Below are 17953 nucleotides of genomic sequence, written 5' to 3'. Positions count from 1 at the left end.
TCAGCCGCGAGCGGGAGCGTCCCGATTCGCGAGTTCAGCGAGGTGGGCGTTGTAGGCCTCGAGCTCGGCGTCGTTCGTCCGGTCGGCGTGGCGGTCGCGCCGCTTCTGATCGCGCGCGTCCGTGCGGCTCCACTGGATGGCGACGGTAATGGCGAGGATCAGGGTCGGGATCTCGCCGATCGACCACGCGACACCACCCCCGAGGTACTGGTCCTCGAGCGGCGACAGCCCCCACGTGCGCCCCATCGAGCCGAACCACTCCGCGACCATGAGCCCGGACTGCATCATGAGCGCGATGCCGAAGAAGGCGTGCATGGCCATGATGCCGATGAGGAGCAACAGGCGGCCCGGGTAGGGCAGCCGGTAGGGCATGGGGTCGACGCCGATCAGCGTCAACGCGAAGAGATAGCCGGTGAACAGGAAGTGCGCCACCATCAACTCGTGCCCCAGGTGGTCGTAGAGCGACCAGCGGAAGAGATCGGTGTAGTAGAAGACCCACAGCGACCCGATGAACAGCCCTGCGGCGACGAAGGGGTTGGTGAGCACGCGCGCCACCGGCGAGTGCACCGCCCAGAGGATCCATTCGCGTCCGCCCCGCGTGCCGTCGTCGCGTTTGCGGATCGCGCGTGCGGCGAGCGTGACGGGCGCGCCCGCCACGAGTAGCACGGGGATCGCCATCGTCAGCAGCATGTGACCGACCATGTGGATGCTGAAGAGGTAGTCCTGGTACACGTTGATCACGCCGCCGGTGACCCACACGAGCAGCAGAAGGCCGGCGACCCACATGATCGTGCGGTAGATCGGCCACCGGTCGCCGCGGCGGCGCAGGCGCCACACGCCGACGAGGTAGAAGAACACGCCGAACCCGGCGGCGACGGCCCACAGCAGGTCGATGTTCCACGCGGTGAGCCAGCGATCAGGCGTCAACTCCGGAGGCAGCGGCGCACCGGTGAGCCGTTCGGCTGGCGAGGGGACCTCGGGAGGCGCGGCCGGGTTGGGCGGCGGGGTGCGGGCTAGCGCCGCGGCGGCGCCGCTTGCGACGCCCATCAACGCGAGCTCGAACACGACCAGAGTCCAAAACGGGCGAGATGCGGCGTCAGTGCGGCGCATGCCAACGATTAAACGCGTGCGGTACCACGCGCCGAACAGCCCGAGCCCGATGAGCGCGACGACCTTGACCGTCAAGATCGCCCCGTAGGGAGACAGCAGGTCCGACCACTCCTGCAGGCCGATGGCTGCGCGTACTGTGCCGGAGACGGCTACGAGCACGAACGCTGCCAGGGCAATGCTCGAGTATCGGGCGATCACATCGGGAACGCGGGGACGCTCGAGGACCGGACGGACGATGACGAGCAGGAGCAGACCGCCCAGCCACACCGCAGCAGCGATGATGTGCAGGATCAGGGCCATCATCGCCTCGTGATGAAGAGCGTCATCACCCGAGTGCCCCTGCGTCCCCATCGGCACGAGCGACGCCACCGCCAGCAGGGCGACCAGAAGCGTTCCGACCCAGGACCGCACCGCGAAGATCAGCACAGTGAGTGCAGCGCCCGCGACAGTGGTAATCAGCCACGTCCTGCCGACTTCCAGTTCCACGAGGAACTGTCCGAGTTGGGCACCGAACTGCGGTCCGACGTCGATCGCAGGGTTGAACACGCTGAGGAACGTGAGGAACGCGGTCGCGCCCGCCGCAACGGTGAACACGGCGGCGGAGATCGAAGCGGCATCGAGGGCGACGTCGAACTCGCGCTCTCCGGACCGGAGTGCGAACAGCGCCGTCACGAGAACGCCGACCATTCCGGCGGCGGCAAGGTTCACCAGCAGCTTCGCGACCGGAAGCCCCCATCGCACGAACGGACCGGCATCGCCGAGCGGAAGCGGCGCCGCGCCGCCACCGAGTGCTAGTGCGCCGACCAGGGAGACGAGTGCCGCTCCAACGAGGATCATCGGCCCCGCAACCCGCAGCGTGCGGTGATTCACCTCATTGCTGCGCGGCATCACGTCGGCGCGGCGTGTACCGGGTTGCCCGCCACCCACGAGTCTTCGATGCTCTTTCGGCGTTGTCGTCAAGGTTGTTCTTCCGTTCTGGGCCATACGGGGTCACGCGGATCGTTGCACCAGCCGCAGGCGAGTGGACTCGGGTGCTATTCGCAGCCCATTCGCGCCTGGATGGACTTCATTGCGCTGATCTCGGCTGTTTGTCCCTTCTCGATGCTCTCTGCGACAGCCAAGGCACGCGGATCCGAGCCGAGTTCGGAGAGTGCCGCTGCCATCGGCATGGCGCCTTCGTGGTGACGAATCAGCAGCTCGAGAAATAGACAGTCGGCTTGCGGCCCGGTCGCACCCTTGAGGGCGGCGATCTCGTCAGCTGACGCCATGCCCATTTCGATGCGTGCCTGTTCCTCCGTCATGGCTGCACCATCGGACATCGTGTGGCCGCTGCCGCTTGGAGAGGCATCCATCCATTGCATCATCGGACCACCGGACTGCGGCAGGCCCCACTGCACGAGCCAGTCGTACATCTCGCCGCGCTGGCCAGCCTGCCCGGTGGCGACGTCATACGCGAGGATCCTCAGTTCGTCATCGGTCGTCTTGCGGTAGATCTCCATGGCCATTTCTATGGCCTGCGCGTGATGCACCTGCATGTCGCGTGAGAAGCCCGCCTCGGGAGAGTCGGTACCCGGCGTGGCCGCGCCTTGCGATCCGAAGGTCGAAAAGCGTCCCACAGCGAAGGTCAGCGCGCCGACCGCAATGAGGATGAGAAGGACGACTCCCCACCGCCGCCACCGCCGGGGTGCGGACGCGTCGATGTCTTCGATGTGGTTCATTGCTTTCCCGGTGCGTCGTACGCCCCGGTGCAGGCGGCGTTCGGCTCGGGGGCGTTCTGGCTGCGCCAGTACTCTTCGAAGAAGGCGCCAATACGCTCGTCGTCCGCCGAGTCGACCTTCAGCTGCTGGTTCCAGTTGGACAGCACTACCGGCGCATCCAGCCCCTCATATGGGGAGAGCACGACATAGGTGGAGGGCAGATGGCTCTTCAGCGCTGCGAGCTCCTCGCCCGCCACCTCGTCGGGGTCGTAGGTCACCCACACGGCGCTGTGCTCCATGGAGTGGACAGCGTTCTCGTTCGGAACCGGTTGGTCATAGATGCCGCAGTTCAACCAGACAGCATTGTGTGGACCGCCCGCCGGAGGGCTCTGCTCGTACTCGACAACACCCTCGACGTGCTCAGCCGTGTTCTCGAAGGTTTCGACGCCTTCGATCGTCGCCCCCTCGCTTCCCGCCTCGTACTGTCTTGGCGGCGACGGGGCGAGCACAACGGAGGCGACAACGAGGCCGATGATCACAACCGCTGACGTGGATCCGACGACCCACCAAACCAGCTTGCTGCGACGGCGTTTGGCGATCTGCTTCTGGTACTCGGCCAGTTTCGCTTGGCGCTTCTGCTCGCGCTGTTGCTTGACGGTCAGCTGGCCCTGCTGGGGTCGGTTGGCCGGATTCGAGTCGTTCGGGGTCATGCTTGCGCTTTCGTTCGGGGGGTCGGGCGGACTAGGGAGGAGGACTCAGTTGAGGCCGGAGTATGCGTGCAATCCCTTGAAGAACATGTTCACGATGGTGAAGTTGAACAGCACGGTGAGGAAGCCGATGATGCACAGCCAAGCGGAGCGGGTGCCGCGCCAGCCTCTGGTCGCGCGGGCATGGATGTACCCCGCGTAGAGCACCCAGATGACGAAGGTCCACACTTCCTTGGTGTCGAAGCCCCAGTAACGTCCCCAGGAGTCGTTGGCCCAGATCGCGCCGGCGATCAGGGTGAAGGTCCAGAACACGAAACCCACGATCACGAACCGGTACGCGAGGGCCTCGAGGGTGTCCGCGGCCGGTAGCGTCGCCAGGAAACGGGGGGCACGGGCACGAGCCGAGGTTGCGTGGTCGCGCCGTTCCCGGCGGGTTTGCATGAGCTGAGTGACCGCGAGGCCGCAGGCGATCGCGAACAGGGCGGTGGCTAGCGAGGCGACGAAGACGTGGATTACCAGCCAGACGCTCTTGAGCGGGTCCATCAGCGGGACCACGTCGACGTAGAACGTGATGGTAGCCCCGCCCAGCAGCAGCACGATCATTCCGATCAGGAATGCGCCCAGGAAGCGGAGGTCGTAGCGGAGCAGCACCAGCAGGTAGACGGCGACGATCAGGACGGTGCCGGTGAGGGCGAACTCGTACATGTTCGCCCAGGGCACGCGCTCAGCTGCGACGCCGCGCAAGATGGTTCCGGCCAGGTGGAACAGGAACGCGAGGACCGTCAGTGACGTCCCGATCCGCGCCCACAGCAGCCGCGGTCGCTGCGCGGGCAGAATGCGAACGCTATCCACCTGACCACTCCGTGTGCCCTCGGTCTGGGGGCTCGCCGTTGCAGCGGCGCCGACCAGAGCCGGCTCCCGCCGCGGGGTGCTGGCAGGGACCGATCGTTGGGAAAGATCGACGGCGTACGCGATGAATGCGAACAGGTAGGTGGCGATCGCCGTCCACACCAGCAGCAGCGAGATGCCGTCGAGGGAGAGCACGTCAGTTCCGGTCATAGGAAGTCATCCACTTCGTCGTTGCGCTCAAGGAATCGGCGTGATCGCGCGACGATTTCGTCCACGACATGGTCAGCCCGCGTTCGCTTCCAGCCAGGCGAGAGAGTCGACGGCGGTGCCGTCTATGTACACCTCGAAGTGCAGGTGGTTCGCGGTGGAGCGTCCGGTGCTGCCGACGAGTCCAACCAGCTGCCCGGCTGCGACAACCTGGCCAGGTACGACCTGCCGGCTTCCGGTCCGCATGTGCGGGTAGACCGTGCTCACCCGCTGCCCGTTCAGGACGGACTCCAGGACAACGGTGACTCCGTAGCCGCCATAGCTGTCCTGCGAGATCCGCACGACACCGTCGAGCGACGCGTAGACGGGGGTTCCGCCAGCGGCAACCATGTCGGTGCCCATATGCGCGCCGCCTCGAGAACCGAACCTGTCCGTTACTGTGAACGGGCCGCCCACCGGCCACCGCACTGATCCGTTGCCTGGCGGCACAATGCTGTAGTCGAACGGCACCGAGGCGACCATTGCAGAGGCCCGCGCACGCTCTGCGGCTGCTTCTGCCGCCTTCTTCTGGTCGATCTCCGCCTGAGTCGTGGCCGCGTAACTCTCCCGTGTGAGTTGTGTCTCGACTGAGTCGGAGGCGACGACCAAGGATTGGGCGTTATCGGACGCGACTTGCTGCAGCGTCGAGACCTCGACGTCCGCGGGCTGCCAGGCAGCATATCCGGGGAGCGCGAAGGCCGTGACCAGGCCTGCGACCGCCGCGAGAGCGGCCAGGGACCGGACCGGCCGTAGCACGATGCTCTTGCGGCGGGCGAGCGCCTCCGCCGGCACCCTGCGCACGGGGTCCGTGGTCATGCTGGTGGGTCGCAGGTGTCGGGCGCGGCGGAGGCTGCGGCGCGTGGGGGGCGTCGGAGCCTGGGCGCCGTCTCGCTGGGTAATCGGTTCAGTCACTAATTCCTCCTTCGGTTCGGGGTCAGATGGAGACGCCGCGGGCGGCGAGGAAGTGCACCGGGTTGACCGGCGCATTGTTGACGTAGGCCTCAAAATGCAGGTTGCAGCCGAACGCGTTGCCGGTATTGCCTTCGCTGCCGATCAGGTCGCCCGCGTTCACTCGTTGGCCATATCGCACGTGGAACCCGCCGTTACGAATGTGCGCGTATCCGGTGCCGATTCCGCCACCATGGTCGATCTTGATGTAGTTTCCATAGCCGCCGTTGTAGCCGGCGTAGACGACGGTGCCCGCTGCGGCGGCGTAGATCCCTGAGTTGCAGCCGCCGCTCAGATCGACGCCGTAGTGATAGCTGGTTGAGCAGTACCCGTTGCCGCACTGCGAGCTGCGCGGCCCGAACCCGGACGTGCGCCGCCCGGATGTCGGCCGCGCCCATCCGGAAGCGACCACACCTCCACCTCCGCCCGATGCCGCGAGCCGTTCCGCTTCGGCGCGCTGTGCCGCTCGCCGCCGCTCCTCGGCGATACGGGCGGCTTCCACCCCGGCCTGATAATCGGCGATAGTCTTCGCCGTCGTGTCCTCGAGGGCAGCCAGTTGTGCTCGCAATTCGTCAAGGTGAAGTGTCTGAGCGTCCAGCGCGGCCTGCGCCGCTTCGGCGGCTCGCTGCGACTCGATCATCTTCTGCTCGGCGGTCTGCTTCAGCCGGTCGCGCTCCTCACGGGCCACCACGGCTTGATCGGTGAGGCTTTGCGCCGCATCGCGAGCAGTGAGTGCCGCAGCGTAGACCACCTGGTTCCGTTCGAGGAGCTTGTCCATCACGCCCAGCCGGGAAAGCAGGTCGTCCGCTGTATCCGCCGACCCTGCGAAGAACAGCTCGAGGGTGGTCTTGTCGCCTCCATCGCGGTACAGCTGCGCGGCGACCCGTCCGGCTTCGTTCGCCGCGTCAGTCGCATTCGCTGCTTGTTCATCGGCCTGGGCCTGCAACGCGTCCGCGCGGATGGACGCGTCGAAGTACTCCTGCTGGGCGGTGTAGAACGCGTCGGCCGCCTGCTCTGCGGCGGCTCGGGTGCTCGCCACCTGCCCGGTGAGGCTCTGGATGAGGCCCTGGATGCGTTGCACCTCGGCGGCCTTGGTCGCCTGGTTGGCCTTCGCAGCCTGCACGTCCTCCCACGACGGATAGGTCGCCGCGAATGCGGCCGGCAGCATTGGGCCGCCGACCACAACCGCTACCAGGCTCGTTGTCCCCGCCGTCAGCAGAGTGCGTCGACTCACCCCGTATCCGAAGGTCCTGCTCTCGGCGGGCGTCGGCGCGCATCCGCGTTCCTCAGCCAGTGGCTCGCCGACAACCGGTGGATTGCTGCTCTCGGTCTGGGTTGCCGGCACCGAACGAGATCGGTTTGCGACGAAACTCATCCTTGACGTGCTCATGAACGTCTCCTCCGATCAACCTGGCGTTCTCTGCCGCCCGCAAGAAGGCGGGCCCGGTGTGACAAACCCGCCGCAGTGAGGGCACCGGTGGCTGCGACGAGGATGAGAGCGGTGAGCCAGGGACCGAGGATCACCGCCGGGGTGAGTCCGGTGCGCAGCGGGACGGTGCTGATCGACGCGTCAGCGGTGTCGACGCCGATGCTGTCGAGGGTGGTGCCGTTCGGGGTGATGACCTGGCTGGTGCCCACCGTGGAGACGTTGACGACCGCGCGGCCGGTTTCGATGGCGCGCATCCGGGCGAACGCGAGTTGCTGCAGGTTCTCGTCGGTGCCACGGAAGTCGGCGTTGTTGGTCTGGAACACGAACACCTCTGCGCCGGCGCGGGCGGCGTCCCAGATCACGGCGTCGTAGATCACGTCGAAGCAGATCGCCAACCCCACCCCGACGTCGCCGACCTGCACGATGGGCGGGTTGGTGCCCGGGGTGTACTCGCGTTGGATCAGTCCGACCAGGTCGGGGACGATCAGCTCGTAGAACCACCGGTCCGGCACGTACTCCCCGAACGGGACCGGGTTGACCTTGTCGTGCCACTGCCGGCCCGTGGGATCCGCGGTCCACAGCAGGGACGTGTTGAACACCTCGTCGCCGCGGGTGGTGGCGGCGTTCATCAGCAACGGCGCCCCGGCCGAGCGCACGACCCGGTCCAACGCCTCGGCGGCGGCGGGATCACTGAGCGGGTCGGCGTCGACGCCGCCCTCCGGCCAGGCCAGCAGATCCATCGGCTGCCCGTACAGCGGCACCGTGGCGGCGGTCTGTGCGGCCAGGACGTCGCCGGGCGCCTTGTCGTCGAAGTACCCGGTGGGGCCGTTGCCCTGCACCCATCCGACCCGGAACTCCCCGGCCGGCGCGGTGGGGAACTGCGGTGTCACGACCAGGAGAACAGCGACGCTCACGGCAGGGTGCAACCCGAGCATGAAGCGGATGCCGCCGGCGCGGATCCACTGCACCACCGAGGCGCACAGAATGACGATCAGCAGCGACAGGCCGGTCACGCTCGTCCACGACGCGACCTCCGCGAGCGGCCCGCCCACCTGGGTCATCCCGAGGCGCGCCCACGGGAACCCGGAGTACGGCCACGCACCCATCACCACCTCACGGGCCGTCCACAGAACCGCGATCAGCGGAGGTACCGCGAGCAGCTGCACGAGCCCGCGGGCCGGATAGCGGACGGTCCACCGGTGGGCGAGCGCGATCGGCACCGCGCCCGCGCCGAACAGGACCGCTTCCATCCCGGCGAGGGCAAGCCACGGCACCGGGCCGAGGAACTCCCCCACCCACACCAGATGGGTCGTGTAGAACACGGCGCCGAACACAGTGCCGACCAGCAACGCCTCGCCGATGCTGCGGCCGATCAGGGCCACCAGGGCGACCGTGACACTCACGAACGTCAACGGCCACCATCCCACCGGTGCGGAGGCGAGATCCAGCAGCAGGCCGGCGGCCGCGGATGCCAGCACCGCCGCCCACACCGGCAGCGACCATGCCGCAACGGCGCGGCGCGGCGTCTCCTGCTCCGGCGCGGCGGCCGGGGCGGGTGTCGGCAGGGTCGTGCGCATCGGTCAGGTGTCTTTCTGGTGGAGTCGGGTGAGGTAGTCGTTGTACGCGTCGAGCTCAGGGTCGCCGTGTGCGTCGGCGCGACGGTCGGCGGCGACCGCCTGGGCGGTGTCGTCGCGGAACCAGCGGTGCATGACGTAGATGAGCATCAGCAAGGTGGGGGCCTCGCCGTAGGACCAGGCCAGCCCGCCGGCGAGGCGCTGGTCTTCGATCGGGTCGATGCCCAGCGCGCTCGTCGGGCCGGCGAACCCGTCGATGAGGGTAGTGGTGGCCATCATCAGGAAGACGCCGAAGAAGGCGTGCAGGGCGGCCTCGGCGAACACGTCCAGGGTGCGGCCGCCGTGACTCATCCGCACCGGCAGCGGGTCCGACGACAGGATCGGGATGGTGAACAGCATCCCGGCGACCAGGAACCCGACCTCGAGGAGGGTATGGCCGATGACGGTGGACAGGATCGGGTCGGCGAAGTTCGCCAGGTACAGACCGTAAAACGCGGCCAGGTATAGCGGCACCGCCAGCCACGGGCTGAGCAGCCACCGTGCGGTGCGACTGCGCAGCCCGGCATGCGCGGCGCGGAGCGCCAAGAGACCGGGGCCGTGGTGCGGGGTAGCGCGTAGCAGCAGGGTGCCGGGAGAGCCGAGGACCAGCAGCGGCGGGATCGCCATCATCAGGGTGAGCTGCTGGAACATGAACACCGAGAACAGGGCGTACCCGTAGTTCTCCACCGCCAGCCCGGTGACCGCGGCGAGGGCGACGCAGCCGAGCAGGAAGCTGACCGTCCGCCACACCGGCCAGCCGCGGCCGCGCACCCACATCCGGATCGCGCCGGCCAGGTAGGCGACCGCGAGGAGTCCCGCGAGGAGCGGTAGCACCGGGGCCGGAATTGGGGCCGGGGTGAGGAACCCGCCCAAAGTCGGCGGGGCATCCGGGATCCACACTGTCGTCACGGCGTGCCCTTCACTGGCGGGTCTAGGCGGAGGGTCTGCGCGTGGTGGGAGACGAACTCGTCGACGGCGCGAGCCAGCGCGGGGTCTTCTCCGCGGGCCAGGCCGCCGTACTCTACGTGCACGCCGTCCGGGGTGGTGCGGGCTTTCACCCAGAGCCGGCGGCGGGGCACGAACAGGCCGGCGAACAGGCCGAGGGTGGCGAGCACGGAGAACGCGAGCACCCAGCCGCTGCTGGGGTCGCGTTGGATCTGCAGCGACGCGAACCGCTTCACTGGTTGCTCCGCCGCGACCTCCTCCCAAGTGATGGTGCCCCATCCATTCGGCAGGTCGACGGTGGCGCCGGGGGTGAGCTCGAGGGAGTCGGCGGCGGTGTCGCCGCCGGTGTGCTGGGTGAGCCCGTCGACCTCGAGCGTGTACACCGACCTTGGGGTGCCGTCGTCGATGCCGAGATCCCCGCTGAACACGTTGAGGGTGAGCACCGGGTTGACCACGTCCGGGTAGACGGAGGTGAACGCGCCGGAGGGCAGCACCCCCTGGGTGGGGTAGAAGAACCCGACCAGGCCGACCTGTTCGGGCAGCCCGTCCGGGATCTTGATGATCCCCAGTGAGGTCATGTTGGAGTCCTGCGGCAGGAACGGTTGCGACTCGCTATACACCACCTCGCCGGCGGCGTCGCGGATCGTGAGGGTGGGGGCGTAGCCGTTGCCAAGCAGGTAGATCCGGTCACCTTCGACGGTGATCGGGTAGTTCACGATCACGCTCTGCAATCGGTCACCTTGACCAGGCTGTCGGATCGTGAGGTCGGCGGAGAAGTCGCCGGCTTGGCCTGCGCCGGGCGTACCGGGCAGTCGATAGGAGACCTGGAAGTCGTCGAGGGTCAGCGAATATGGGGCGAGGCCCGTGCCGTCGACGAACCGGCCGGGGTTGAACGAGGAGTAGTCGCTGAGCGCGTTCACAAACGTAGTGCCCTCAACAACGACCCTCTGCCCCGTGTACGCGAACGACCCGCCGATCGCGACTGATACCAGCACCCCAACAAGCGCGACGTGGAAGATCAGGTTGCCGGTCTCCCGCAGATATCCGCGTTCCGCCGACACTGACGCGACGCCGCTGGCGTCGTAGCGTTCCACCCGGTACCCGGATTTACGCAGTTGCGCTGCCGCGACCTGAACCGCGTGCGCGGCCGGATCGGTCTGCTTCGCGTCCGCGGTCAGGGTGAGTTCGCGGTACTCGGACAGGCGCGACAACCGCACCGGAGTGCGCGGCGGGCGGGCGCGCAGCGCCTTGTAGTGGTGCTTCGCCCGCGGAATCACGCAACCGATTAGGGAGATGAACAGCAGCAGGTAGATCGCGGAAAACCACGGCGATACGTACACGTCGAACAGGCTCACCGCGTCCGCCAGCGGGAACACGTCGGGGTTGTCCCGCTCCCACTGGATGACGCCGTTGGGGTCGGCGCTGCGTTGCGGGAACAGCGACCCGGGCACGGCGGCGATCGCGAGGAACAGCAGCAGCACCAGCGCGGTGCGCATGCTGGTCAACTGCCGCCACGCCCACCGCAACCATCCCGTGATGCCAAGCGCCGGCTGGGTGATCTCCGTCGCGGATTCACTGTCGGCGTGGTCGCCGGGGCGCAGCGGGTCGGCGGTGACGTCGGTGCCGGTGTCAGAGCGGGAGGGGGACATTGATCACCACCTGTTGCAGCTGCGACATCAGCGCCATCCACAGCCCGGTCACCATCAGCAAGCCGAGAGCGATGAGCATGGCCCCGCCGATGATGTTCAGGGCGCGGATGTGGCGGCGCAGGAACGTCACCGATCGAGACGCCCACCCCCATCCGGCCGCGAGGATCAGGAACGGGATGCCCAGGCCCAGCGAGTACGCGAGCCCGAGCAGGCCCGCGCGGGCAGGGTCGCCGAGGTTCCACGACATCGAGATGATCGCTGCGAGCGTCGGACCGATGCACGGTGTCCAACCGACGCCGAGCGCGAACCCGAGCAACGGCGCCCCGATCAGTCCAGCCTTGCGCTGGGCCCGGGGGCGGAGGGTGCGCTGGGCGATGCCGAAGAACCCGAGGAACACCAGACCCAGGGCGATAATGGCGACCCCGAAGACGCGAGTGAGCACATTGGCGTATTGCAGCAGCAGGTACCCGAAGGTGCCGCCGAGGATCGTAACGGCGACGAACACCACCGTGAACCCAGCGATGAACAAGCCCACGCCCAGCAACAGCCGAGCGCGCTCCGCCGTCACCGTGCGCCCCCCGTCCACCGCGGGGGCCATGGATGTCGTGGTGGTACTGCCGAGGTAGCCGAGGTAGCCCGGCACCAGCGGCAGCACGCACGGGGACACGAACGAGACCAGCCCGGCGAGGATCGCGACCGGGACAGCGACCCACAGAGCGCCGTCGACGATCACCGCTCCCGGATTCATGTGATGCCCTCAGCGAGGGTGTCGGCGACCAGGGTGGACAGGATCGACGCGCTGGCCAGCTGACCGATAATCCGCGCCGCGACCCGCCCCTCCCGGTCGATGACCAGCGTGGTCGGGGTGGCCTGGATCGGGGTGACCTGCGCGAACGCGAGCTTGACGCGTCCGTCGTTCACGTCGATCACGCTCGGGTAGGTGACGTTGTTGTCACGGGCGAACGACAGCGCGGTGGCGGGCTGGTCGTAGGTGTTCACCCCGAGGAACGCCACGCCCTGGTCCTGATACTCCTGCCAGACCTCCTCGAGCAGGGGCGCTTCGACGATGCACGGCCCGCACGCGGCGTACCAGAAGTTCACCACGAGCACCCCGCCGCGGTAGTCGTCACTGGTCACCGTCTCGCCGGTCTCGGTGACCCCCTCGAACACCACCGGCTCGCCGCGGTCGGGATCCGGGATCTCGACGACCTGGAAGTCGCCAGCGATGTAGCCCTTCTCGTTCCCGTCCCGGTACTGCTCCGCGAGCGAGTCGCCGGACGTGCACCCGGCCAGCAGCAACGCCGCGACCAGGGTCACGGCGACAAGGACGTGGCGGCGGATCATGCGCGCTTGACTTTGATCAGGGCGCCGGCAACGAGGAACACGACCGCGGCGACCGGCTGCGCGGCTGTCCACACAGGACCGGAGAACGGGAACGGGAACACCGGGTTCCAGATCACCACGATCACCGCAAACGCCGGCAGCCACCACCACTGCCGCGCCTGGATCGCGAACCACCCCACGATGACCGCGAAGATGGCCGCGACGAACAGAACCACCGTGAACCAGTCCCCGCCCATCAGCACCGGCGCAAGGAACAACACCGCCGCCGCGAGCAGCCCCGGCGCGAACGCGTTGCGCTGGTACACGGACGGAGTGCGCTGCTTGGCCATCATGACGCGCTCACCACGGAGCCCGCAGCGGGCGGCGCACCGGTCGTCGCACCGTCCGCTGCGCTCGCGCGGGCGCGGCGGTGACGGACCCACAGGCTCAGGCCGAGGACGATGACGCCGGCGCCGAGGGCGACGTCGGCGAGGTTGCCGATGAACAGGTTCCCGTAGGCGAGAAAGTCGGTGACGTGCCCGACCCCGAACCCGGGTGGGGAGAACAGCCGGTCGATCAGATTCCCGATCGCGCCTCCCAGGATCAGGCCGATCCCCAGCGCCCACCATGCGTTCCGAGCCCGCGCGGCGGCGATGACCAGTAGCACCACGGCAGCGACCCCGAGGAGTGTGAGCAGCCCGGTGACCCCGGCGCCGAGGGAGAGGATCGCACCGGGGTTGAACGCGAGCTGCAGCCCGAGCAGATCCCCGAGCAGCGGGATCCGCTCCTCCTGACTCAAACCTTGCAGTGCGGCCGCTTTCGTCGCCTGTTCGACCAGGATCACCACAGCGGTGGCAAGGCACGCGACGGCGAACCGGCGGGTCTGCTCACGAACCATCAGCGGCTCATCGTGCGTTCGCGAGGCCCCTGACACGTCGGTCATCAGACCAGCTATCAGGAAGAGACCCTTGGCGTCAGAAGTCGAAGAGGTCACCGAGGAACCCTTCCTTCCGCCGACGCCCGGAGCGACCGTGATGATCCCTGTCGCGGTCTGAAGGGTGGTCGCCCTCCCGCGGATGGGGGGCGGTGCTGATTTGCCGGCCGCCGCCGGCGAGGTCGGCGGCGCGGTCGATGATCTTGTCGAGCTCGCCACGGTCCAGCCACACCCCCCGGCACTGCGGGCAGTAGTCGATCTCGACCCCGGAGCGTTCCGTGATCAGCAGGGCGGCGCCGTCGACCGGACACTTCATGAGGGGTTCTCCTTCTTTTGCTGGTCGTCGGCGGGTCCGCCATCCGCGACATCAGCAGCTGCTCGGTCGCGGCGACGACGCTCTCTGGCCACCATGAGCACGACCACCAGCGCACCGCCCAGCACGATCACGCCGCTGGCGACAGCCAAGATCGGCAGAAGCTCCCCACCCCCGGAGGACTCACCGTGACCGGGATTGCCGGTCGTGTCGGTGGACCTTGGAGACGGGTCGGGTGTCTGCTTCTCGGTCGCTTCGGGGGTGGGGACGGTGATCGCTTCGACGGTGTACTGGTACTCGTTGCTGATCGGGTGGCCATCGCTGGAGACGACTCGCCACCGCACCGTGTACACGCCCGCCTGACCGGGTGTCACCGCCTGGGTGACCGTGGTCCCGTCGACGACCGGATCCCCCGATGCGATGTTCTGCCCGTCCGCGGCGACCACCTCGATGATCACGGCGCTGAAATCGGTGAGGATCTCGCCGCTGAACGTAAGCGAGATCTCCTCCGGGACCACGCTGACCGTGGATCCTGCTTCCGGGGAGGAGGAGACGATCTCATCGTGCGCGGCTGCTGGTGCCGCGGTGGCGAACAGGAGCGCGGCGGCCAGCAGCAGCGTCGTCAGAGTGGACAGGAGGAGGACCCGTCTCCGTGACCCGGATCGGTGCGGGTGTTCGTGGTCGGTGAAGGTGGTCAAGGCGGTGGTCCTTTCAGGGCCGGTTGATGATGTGCTGAGCGATCGTTGTCGCGTCTTTCCCGACCCCGGCGAGGGTGTCGGAGCCGCGGCCGCCGTACTGTGGCATCCCCGCCACGAACAACCCCGGGAGCCCGGTCATCGTGCGCCCAGCCGGTTGCTCACGTGCCGATTCCGGAAGCCATTGGTCGCCCGGGTCATATCCGCTGGCGAGGATCACCGACCCTGGCGACACCTGACGCCCGTCGGCGAAGCTCACAGCGGCGCCATCCGCCGCGACCACCGCTGGGGCGATCCGGACCCCGGAGCGCCCCAGCTGGTCGTAGCTGTCACCGAACACCGGCTCGGGATGTCTTTGGCGCGAAAAGAGGGACACACTTTCACCGGCCGCGGCAGGGTAGCTCATCGCTGAGCGGTGCCGCCGTGGCGTGCGGGTCGCCAGGGTGACTGTATGCGACGCGGACAGCTCGCGAGCAATCTGCACACCGCTGTTCCCGCCGCCGACTATGAGTACGTCCCCGGAGGGAATCTGCCCCGGGTGCAGGTACTCGCTGCTGTGCAGCACGACGCCAGGCACACGAAGCCAGGCGGCCCACTCTGGGATTCGAGGATGCGCGGCCGCGCCGGTCGCGCACACCACGTTGCGCGTCTGCACCTCGCCCGCCGTCGTAGACAAAAACAGAGTTGAGCCGTCTCCGCGATGCTCCACCCCGGTCGCCCGCACATCCCAGACCGTCTCCACGCCAAGTCCGGCTTCCACGAAGGTGAGGTAATCGACCATCTCGTCCGCCCGTGGATGACGGCGCTGATCACCCAGCATCGTGCGCGCAGAGAGCGCACTGTGGCGGGCGTCGCTGAGCAGTTCCATAGAGTGCCATCGCGATGCCCAGGAACGCCGTGCCCGGGGGGCCGCGTCGATCACCACGAACTCGTGCTGCGGCCGCAACCCTTCCGCGGTCAACGCAGCTGCCACCGCGAGCCCCGCCTGCCCGGCGCCGACGATGATCACTCGCCGATACGACAGTCCCGCCCGCATCACTGACCGCCGTTCACCGCGGCCTGAATGACGTTTTCGAGATCGTCCCACTCCTGCAACTCCGCGAGTTTCCCGTCCACGAAGAACGTCGGGGTGCTGCTCACCCCGAGCGAGCGACCCTCTTCGAAGTCCATGTCCACACGCATGGCCGTGGCCGGATCGGCGACCGCCTCGTCGTAGGCGGCCATGTCCAGGCCGAGCTCCTCCGCGAAGCCGCGGAACAAGTCCGCGCGTGACTCCTGCGCCTCACCCCACTCCGCCTGCGTCTCGAACAACCGGTGGTACAGGTCCTCGAACCGGCCCTGCTGTGCGGCCGCCTCGGCCGCAATCGCGGCGTTCTCCGAGTTGGCGTGACCAGGAAGAGGGAAGTACCGGACGACATAGGTGATCTCCCCGTCGAACTGCTTCCGCAGATCTTCCACGATCGGGTAGAACGCCCCGCACGCCTCGCACTCGAAGTCCAGGAACTCCACCACTGTGACCGCACCCTCACCTCCGTCGTCGAGGACGTGCGAGCTCCCCCGCACCACCTGCGGCGATGCGTCACCGCCCCCAGACGAAGGTGGAGCGGTCTGGCTCTGATTGACAAGGACATAGATCAACGCGGCGAGCAACAGCATTACCACGACGGCAATGCTGACGAGAGTCGCCTTTACAGGGGTTTTCATCGGGTACTCCAAACCAAGACACGGCACAGGACAGAACCCGGGCACGCCGCCCGGGACGAAGCGCCACCCGGAAGGGCGGCGTGCCGGATGTCAGGTTCGGGAAAGACCCAACTGCGTCAACGACAAGACGACCGGATGCGCGCGCACGGCCGGCGCGGCAAGCAGCAAAGGCATCCGTGGCCCGTCGCCGAGCACCGGAGGCATCCGCCGACGCCACAGGCCTCGCAGCACCACCATGAACGTCAGCCCGCACAACACGCCGAGCATGCACAACGCAGCGCCCACCAAAGCGTTTGGCCCAGAAGCGACGCCACCGACGACTGCCTCATATTCAACGGGGGCACCTGCCACAGGCGCGGCGTGCGGGTCCATCAACCCAGATATCACCACCGGAACAGGCGTCGAACCGCCTGCCTCCGTGTGACCCGTCGCGGCCAGACCCAGCATCAGCAATAACGCCAACCCGACGCTGGTAATGAGCCTCATTATCAACAACTGCTCATTCAGCGTCGCGGAGCGCGGAGTCCGGGCCGACGAAGCCATCCCGCACGACTATACCGTGTCGCTTCGGGACCGACGGCGCACGAGCCACGCCCCTGGCGGTCGCTGCTCGGACGACCCGGTGCTCGCGGTCGTCGCCGTCAGAGCCGAGGGCGGTGTTCCTTGTCGGGCCCACCCATAATGGGCTCGCCAGCTGCGAGCCACGAGGTTAAGGCGCGCCGGAACAACTCCGGGTCAACATTGGCCTCCCAGCCGTGTGGGGAAGCGATCGTCTGCACGAGGATGATCTCTGGGTGTGCGTCGACGAACCTACTCGTGAGTTCGAAGGGGATCTCGTCGTCGCCCCCGGAATGGATCAGAATCGTCGACGTTGGCAAGGCCACGTTTTTGGTCCAGTCCAGGCGGTGGAAGTTCAGCGGCGACGGAACACCTATCAGTTCACTTCCGATCCGTGAGCCGAGCATCCATGTCACAAGAGATGCAACGAACCCGGGGAGACTCGCCTTCTTGACGCCATGACGGATGATCCCCCGCCAGTGAGTGGCTGGAGCGATTAGGGCGAGACGGTCGAACGCCCGTGGGTCGCGGCGCAGAAGCTCGAGCGCGAGCCCCGCACCCATCGACCACGCCACCACGTACACAGCGCCAGCTCCGCGCGAGCGGGCGTAGGCGATCGCGTCGGCCAGGTCACTCCACTCCCGCTGCCCGAGCATCGAGGCGGATGCCGTCGGCCCATCTCCGGCGCCTCGGTAAGTGATCACCAGCGACGTCAGGCCGAGGCTCTGCGCCACCTCGACCGAGCGCAATGTGACGAGTCTCGAAGTTCGAATCCCCTGAACGTGGATCACCCAGGGCCCACCGAGGTCAGTGCCTCGGAAGAGCCACGCCGGGGCCGACGCGCCGTCCCGAAGAGGCACCGCCACGTCATCCCAATCGGGGTCTATCTCGGCAGGCCCGCTCATGATGTGGCCGGTCCACTGAGCTTCGAAGGGTTGCGTGCTGAGCGGAGCGGTGCTCCTGAGCACGCGACGGATGACACGGTGTTCGTCCGACGACACCACCGGCCCAATCAGCGCGTGGTGCTCAAACCGTTCCCCGAACCAGAGGCCGTAGCTCCCGCCAACAACTGTGAGGCCGCTTTGTGGCAGCTCGATGTCGTCGCCGACGCGACGCACGGTCACGGTCTTCCGTCGCGGTTCAACTCCAACAATTCGACGCGCCAGCAGCCAAATCACTCCCGTGGTAGCCGCTAGCAACACGACGAATGCAGCGGCCAGAGTGCCGATCACC

General features: G+C 67.5%; 19 protein-coding genes. All 19 read right to left on the bottom strand.

Going from position 1 to position 17953, the window contains the following annotated elements; all coding sequences use genetic code 11:
- Positions 1-1998 (bottom strand): cytochrome c oxidase assembly protein, encoded by a 1998-nt coding sequence (locus ACFUTX_RS05100; RefSeq protein WP_375992664.1) that lies wholly within the window; start codon positions 1996-1998, stop codon positions 1-3.
- Positions 1999-2144: 146 nt separating this feature from the next.
- Positions 2145-2828 (bottom strand): DUF305 domain-containing protein, encoded by a 684-nt coding sequence (locus ACFUTX_RS05095; protein ID WP_375992666.1) that lies wholly within the window; start codon positions 2826-2828, stop codon positions 2145-2147.
- On the bottom strand, positions 2825-3517 hold the full coding sequence (locus ACFUTX_RS05090) for a DUF3105 domain-containing protein (protein ID WP_375992669.1): 693 nt from the start codon (positions 3515-3517) through the stop codon (positions 2825-2827). Before ACFUTX_RS05090 ends, ACFUTX_RS05095 begins: the two co-directional genes overlap by 4 nt.
- Positions 3518-3562: 45 nt before the next feature.
- Positions 3563-4573, bottom strand: a complete 1011-nt coding sequence (gene ccsB, locus ACFUTX_RS05085) for a c-type cytochrome biogenesis protein CcsB (protein ID WP_375992672.1) — start codon at positions 4571-4573, stop codon at positions 3563-3565.
- A gap of 72 nt (positions 4574-4645) precedes the next feature.
- Positions 4646-5521, bottom strand: a complete 876-nt coding sequence (locus tag ACFUTX_RS05080) for a M23 family metallopeptidase (protein ID WP_378861127.1) — start codon at positions 5519-5521, stop codon at positions 4646-4648.
- Positions 5522-5543: 22 nt separating this feature from the next.
- Positions 5544-6947 (bottom strand): M23 family metallopeptidase, encoded by a 1404-nt coding sequence (locus ACFUTX_RS05075; protein WP_378861125.1) that lies wholly within the window; start codon positions 6945-6947, stop codon positions 5544-5546.
- Complete coding sequence (gene lnt, locus ACFUTX_RS05070; protein ID WP_378861123.1) at positions 6944-8563, bottom strand: apolipoprotein N-acyltransferase; 1620 nt, start codon at positions 8561-8563, stop codon at positions 6944-6946. The genes ACFUTX_RS05075 and lnt overlap by 4 nt, the downstream gene beginning before the upstream one ends.
- 3 nt (positions 8564-8566) lie before the next feature.
- The gene (locus ACFUTX_RS05065) at positions 8567-9508 is read right to left on the bottom strand and encodes a cytochrome c oxidase assembly protein (protein ID WP_378861121.1); all 942 of its coding nucleotides are present in this window, start codon (positions 9506-9508) and stop codon (positions 8567-8569) included.
- Positions 9505-11193 carry a cytochrome c biogenesis protein ResB gene (locus ACFUTX_RS05060; RefSeq protein WP_378861119.1) on the bottom strand — a complete coding sequence of 563 codons (1689 nt, stop codon included), beginning with the start codon at positions 11191-11193 and terminating at the stop codon, positions 9505-9507. Before ACFUTX_RS05060 ends, ACFUTX_RS05065 begins: the two co-directional genes overlap by 4 nt.
- Complete coding sequence (locus ACFUTX_RS05055; RefSeq protein ID WP_378861117.1) at positions 11174-11941, bottom strand: cytochrome c biogenesis CcdA family protein; 768 nt, start codon at positions 11939-11941, stop codon at positions 11174-11176. The genes ACFUTX_RS05060 and ACFUTX_RS05055 overlap by 20 nt, the downstream gene beginning before the upstream one ends.
- A complete protein-coding gene (locus tag ACFUTX_RS05050) occupies positions 11938-12537 on the bottom strand; it encodes a TlpA family protein disulfide reductase (RefSeq protein WP_378861115.1) in 600 nt (199 codons plus the stop codon). The genes ACFUTX_RS05055 and ACFUTX_RS05050 overlap by 4 nt, the downstream gene beginning before the upstream one ends.
- A complete protein-coding gene (locus tag ACFUTX_RS05045; protein ID WP_378861113.1) occupies positions 12534-12869 on the bottom strand; it encodes a DUF6804 family protein in 336 nt (111 codons plus the stop codon). Before ACFUTX_RS05045 ends, ACFUTX_RS05050 begins: the two co-directional genes overlap by 4 nt.
- The gene (locus ACFUTX_RS05040; RefSeq protein WP_378861111.1) at positions 12866-13414 is read right to left on the bottom strand and encodes a signal peptidase II; all 549 of its coding nucleotides are present in this window, start codon (positions 13412-13414) and stop codon (positions 12866-12868) included. The genes ACFUTX_RS05045 and ACFUTX_RS05040 overlap by 4 nt, the downstream gene beginning before the upstream one ends.
- A gap of 76 nt (positions 13415-13490) precedes the next feature.
- The gene (locus ACFUTX_RS05035; RefSeq protein WP_378861109.1) at positions 13491-13766 is read right to left on the bottom strand and encodes a zf-TFIIB domain-containing protein; all 276 of its coding nucleotides are present in this window, start codon (positions 13764-13766) and stop codon (positions 13491-13493) included.
- On the bottom strand, positions 13763-14461 hold the full coding sequence (locus tag ACFUTX_RS05030; RefSeq protein ID WP_378861107.1) for a copper resistance protein CopC: 699 nt from the start codon (positions 14459-14461) through the stop codon (positions 13763-13765). The genes ACFUTX_RS05035 and ACFUTX_RS05030 overlap by 4 nt, the downstream gene beginning before the upstream one ends.
- A 13-nt stretch (positions 14462-14474) precedes the next feature.
- The gene (locus ACFUTX_RS05025) at positions 14475-15467 is read right to left on the bottom strand and encodes an NAD(P)-binding domain-containing protein (protein ID WP_378861105.1); all 993 of its coding nucleotides are present in this window, start codon (positions 15465-15467) and stop codon (positions 14475-14477) included.
- Between the two features lie 26 nt (positions 15468-15493).
- Positions 15494-16162 (bottom strand): DsbA family protein, encoded by a 669-nt coding sequence (locus ACFUTX_RS05020; RefSeq protein ID WP_378861104.1) that lies wholly within the window; start codon positions 16160-16162, stop codon positions 15494-15496.
- Positions 16163-16252: 90 nt separating this feature from the next.
- Positions 16253-16705, bottom strand: a complete 453-nt coding sequence (locus ACFUTX_RS05015; protein ID WP_378861103.1) for a hypothetical protein — start codon at positions 16703-16705, stop codon at positions 16253-16255.
- Positions 16706-16803: 98 nt separating this feature from the next.
- Positions 16804-17952: an alpha/beta hydrolase family protein gene (locus tag ACFUTX_RS05010; protein ID WP_378862838.1), complete on the bottom strand. Its 1149-nt coding sequence runs from the start codon at positions 17950-17952 to the stop codon at positions 16804-16806.
- Between the last annotated feature and the right edge of the window lies 1 nt (position 17953).

Origin of the sequence: Microbacterium sp. NPDC057407 (assembly GCF_042803895.1) — a bacterium.
Classification (GTDB): Bacteria; Actinomycetota; Actinomycetes; order Actinomycetales; family Microbacteriaceae; genus Microbacterium.
Note: the sequence above shows the minus strand (reverse complement) of the source record. Positions and strands in the feature narration are given on the sequence as shown.

Bases quoted from the DNA above. Each gene is read 5' to 3' on its own strand.
- ACFUTX_RS05075 (WP_378861125.1), bottom strand. From the start codon at position 6,947: ATGAGCACGTCAAGGATGAGTTTCGTCGCAAACCGATCTCGTTCGGTG.
- ACFUTX_RS05035 (WP_378861109.1), bottom strand. From the start codon at position 13,766: ATGAAGTGTCCGGTCGACGGCGCCGCCCTGCTGATCACGGAACGCTCC.
- ACFUTX_RS05050 (WP_378861115.1), bottom strand. From the start codon at position 12,537: ATGATCCGCCGCCACGTCCTTGTCGCCGTGACCCTGGTCGCGGCGTTG.
- ACFUTX_RS05095 (WP_375992666.1), bottom strand. From the start codon at position 2,828: ATGAACCACATCGAAGACATCGACGCGTCCGCACCCCGGCGGTGGCGG.
- ACFUTX_RS05100 (WP_375992664.1), bottom strand. From the start codon at position 1,998: ATGCCGCGCAGCAATGAGGTGAATCACCGCACGCTGCGGGTTGCGGGG.
- ACFUTX_RS05040 (WP_378861111.1), bottom strand. From the start codon at position 13,414: ATGGTTCGTGAGCAGACCCGCCGGTTCGCCGTCGCGTGCCTTGCCACC.
- ACFUTX_RS05020 (WP_378861104.1), bottom strand. From the start codon at position 16,162: ATGAAAACCCCTGTAAAGGCGACTCTCGTCAGCATTGCCGTCGTGGTA.
- ACFUTX_RS05045 (WP_378861113.1), bottom strand. From the start codon at position 12,869: ATGATGGCCAAGCAGCGCACTCCGTCCGTGTACCAGCGCAACGCGTTC.
- ACFUTX_RS05055 (WP_378861117.1), bottom strand. From the start codon at position 11,941: ATGAATCCGGGAGCGGTGATCGTCGACGGCGCTCTGTGGGTCGCTGTC.
- ACFUTX_RS05060 (WP_378861119.1), bottom strand. From the start codon at position 11,193: ATGTCCCCCTCCCGCTCTGACACCGGCACCGACGTCACCGCCGACCCG.
- ccsB (WP_375992672.1), bottom strand. From the start codon at position 4,573: ATGACCGGAACTGACGTGCTCTCCCTCGACGGCATCTCGCTGCTGCTG.
- lnt (WP_378861123.1), bottom strand. From the start codon at position 8,563: ATGCGCACGACCCTGCCGACACCCGCCCCGGCCGCCGCGCCGGAGCAG.
- ACFUTX_RS05090 (WP_375992669.1), bottom strand. From the start codon at position 3,517: ATGACCCCGAACGACTCGAATCCGGCCAACCGACCCCAGCAGGGCCAG.
- ACFUTX_RS05015 (WP_378861103.1), bottom strand. From the start codon at position 16,705: ATGGCTTCGTCGGCCCGGACTCCGCGCTCCGCGACGCTGAATGAGCAG.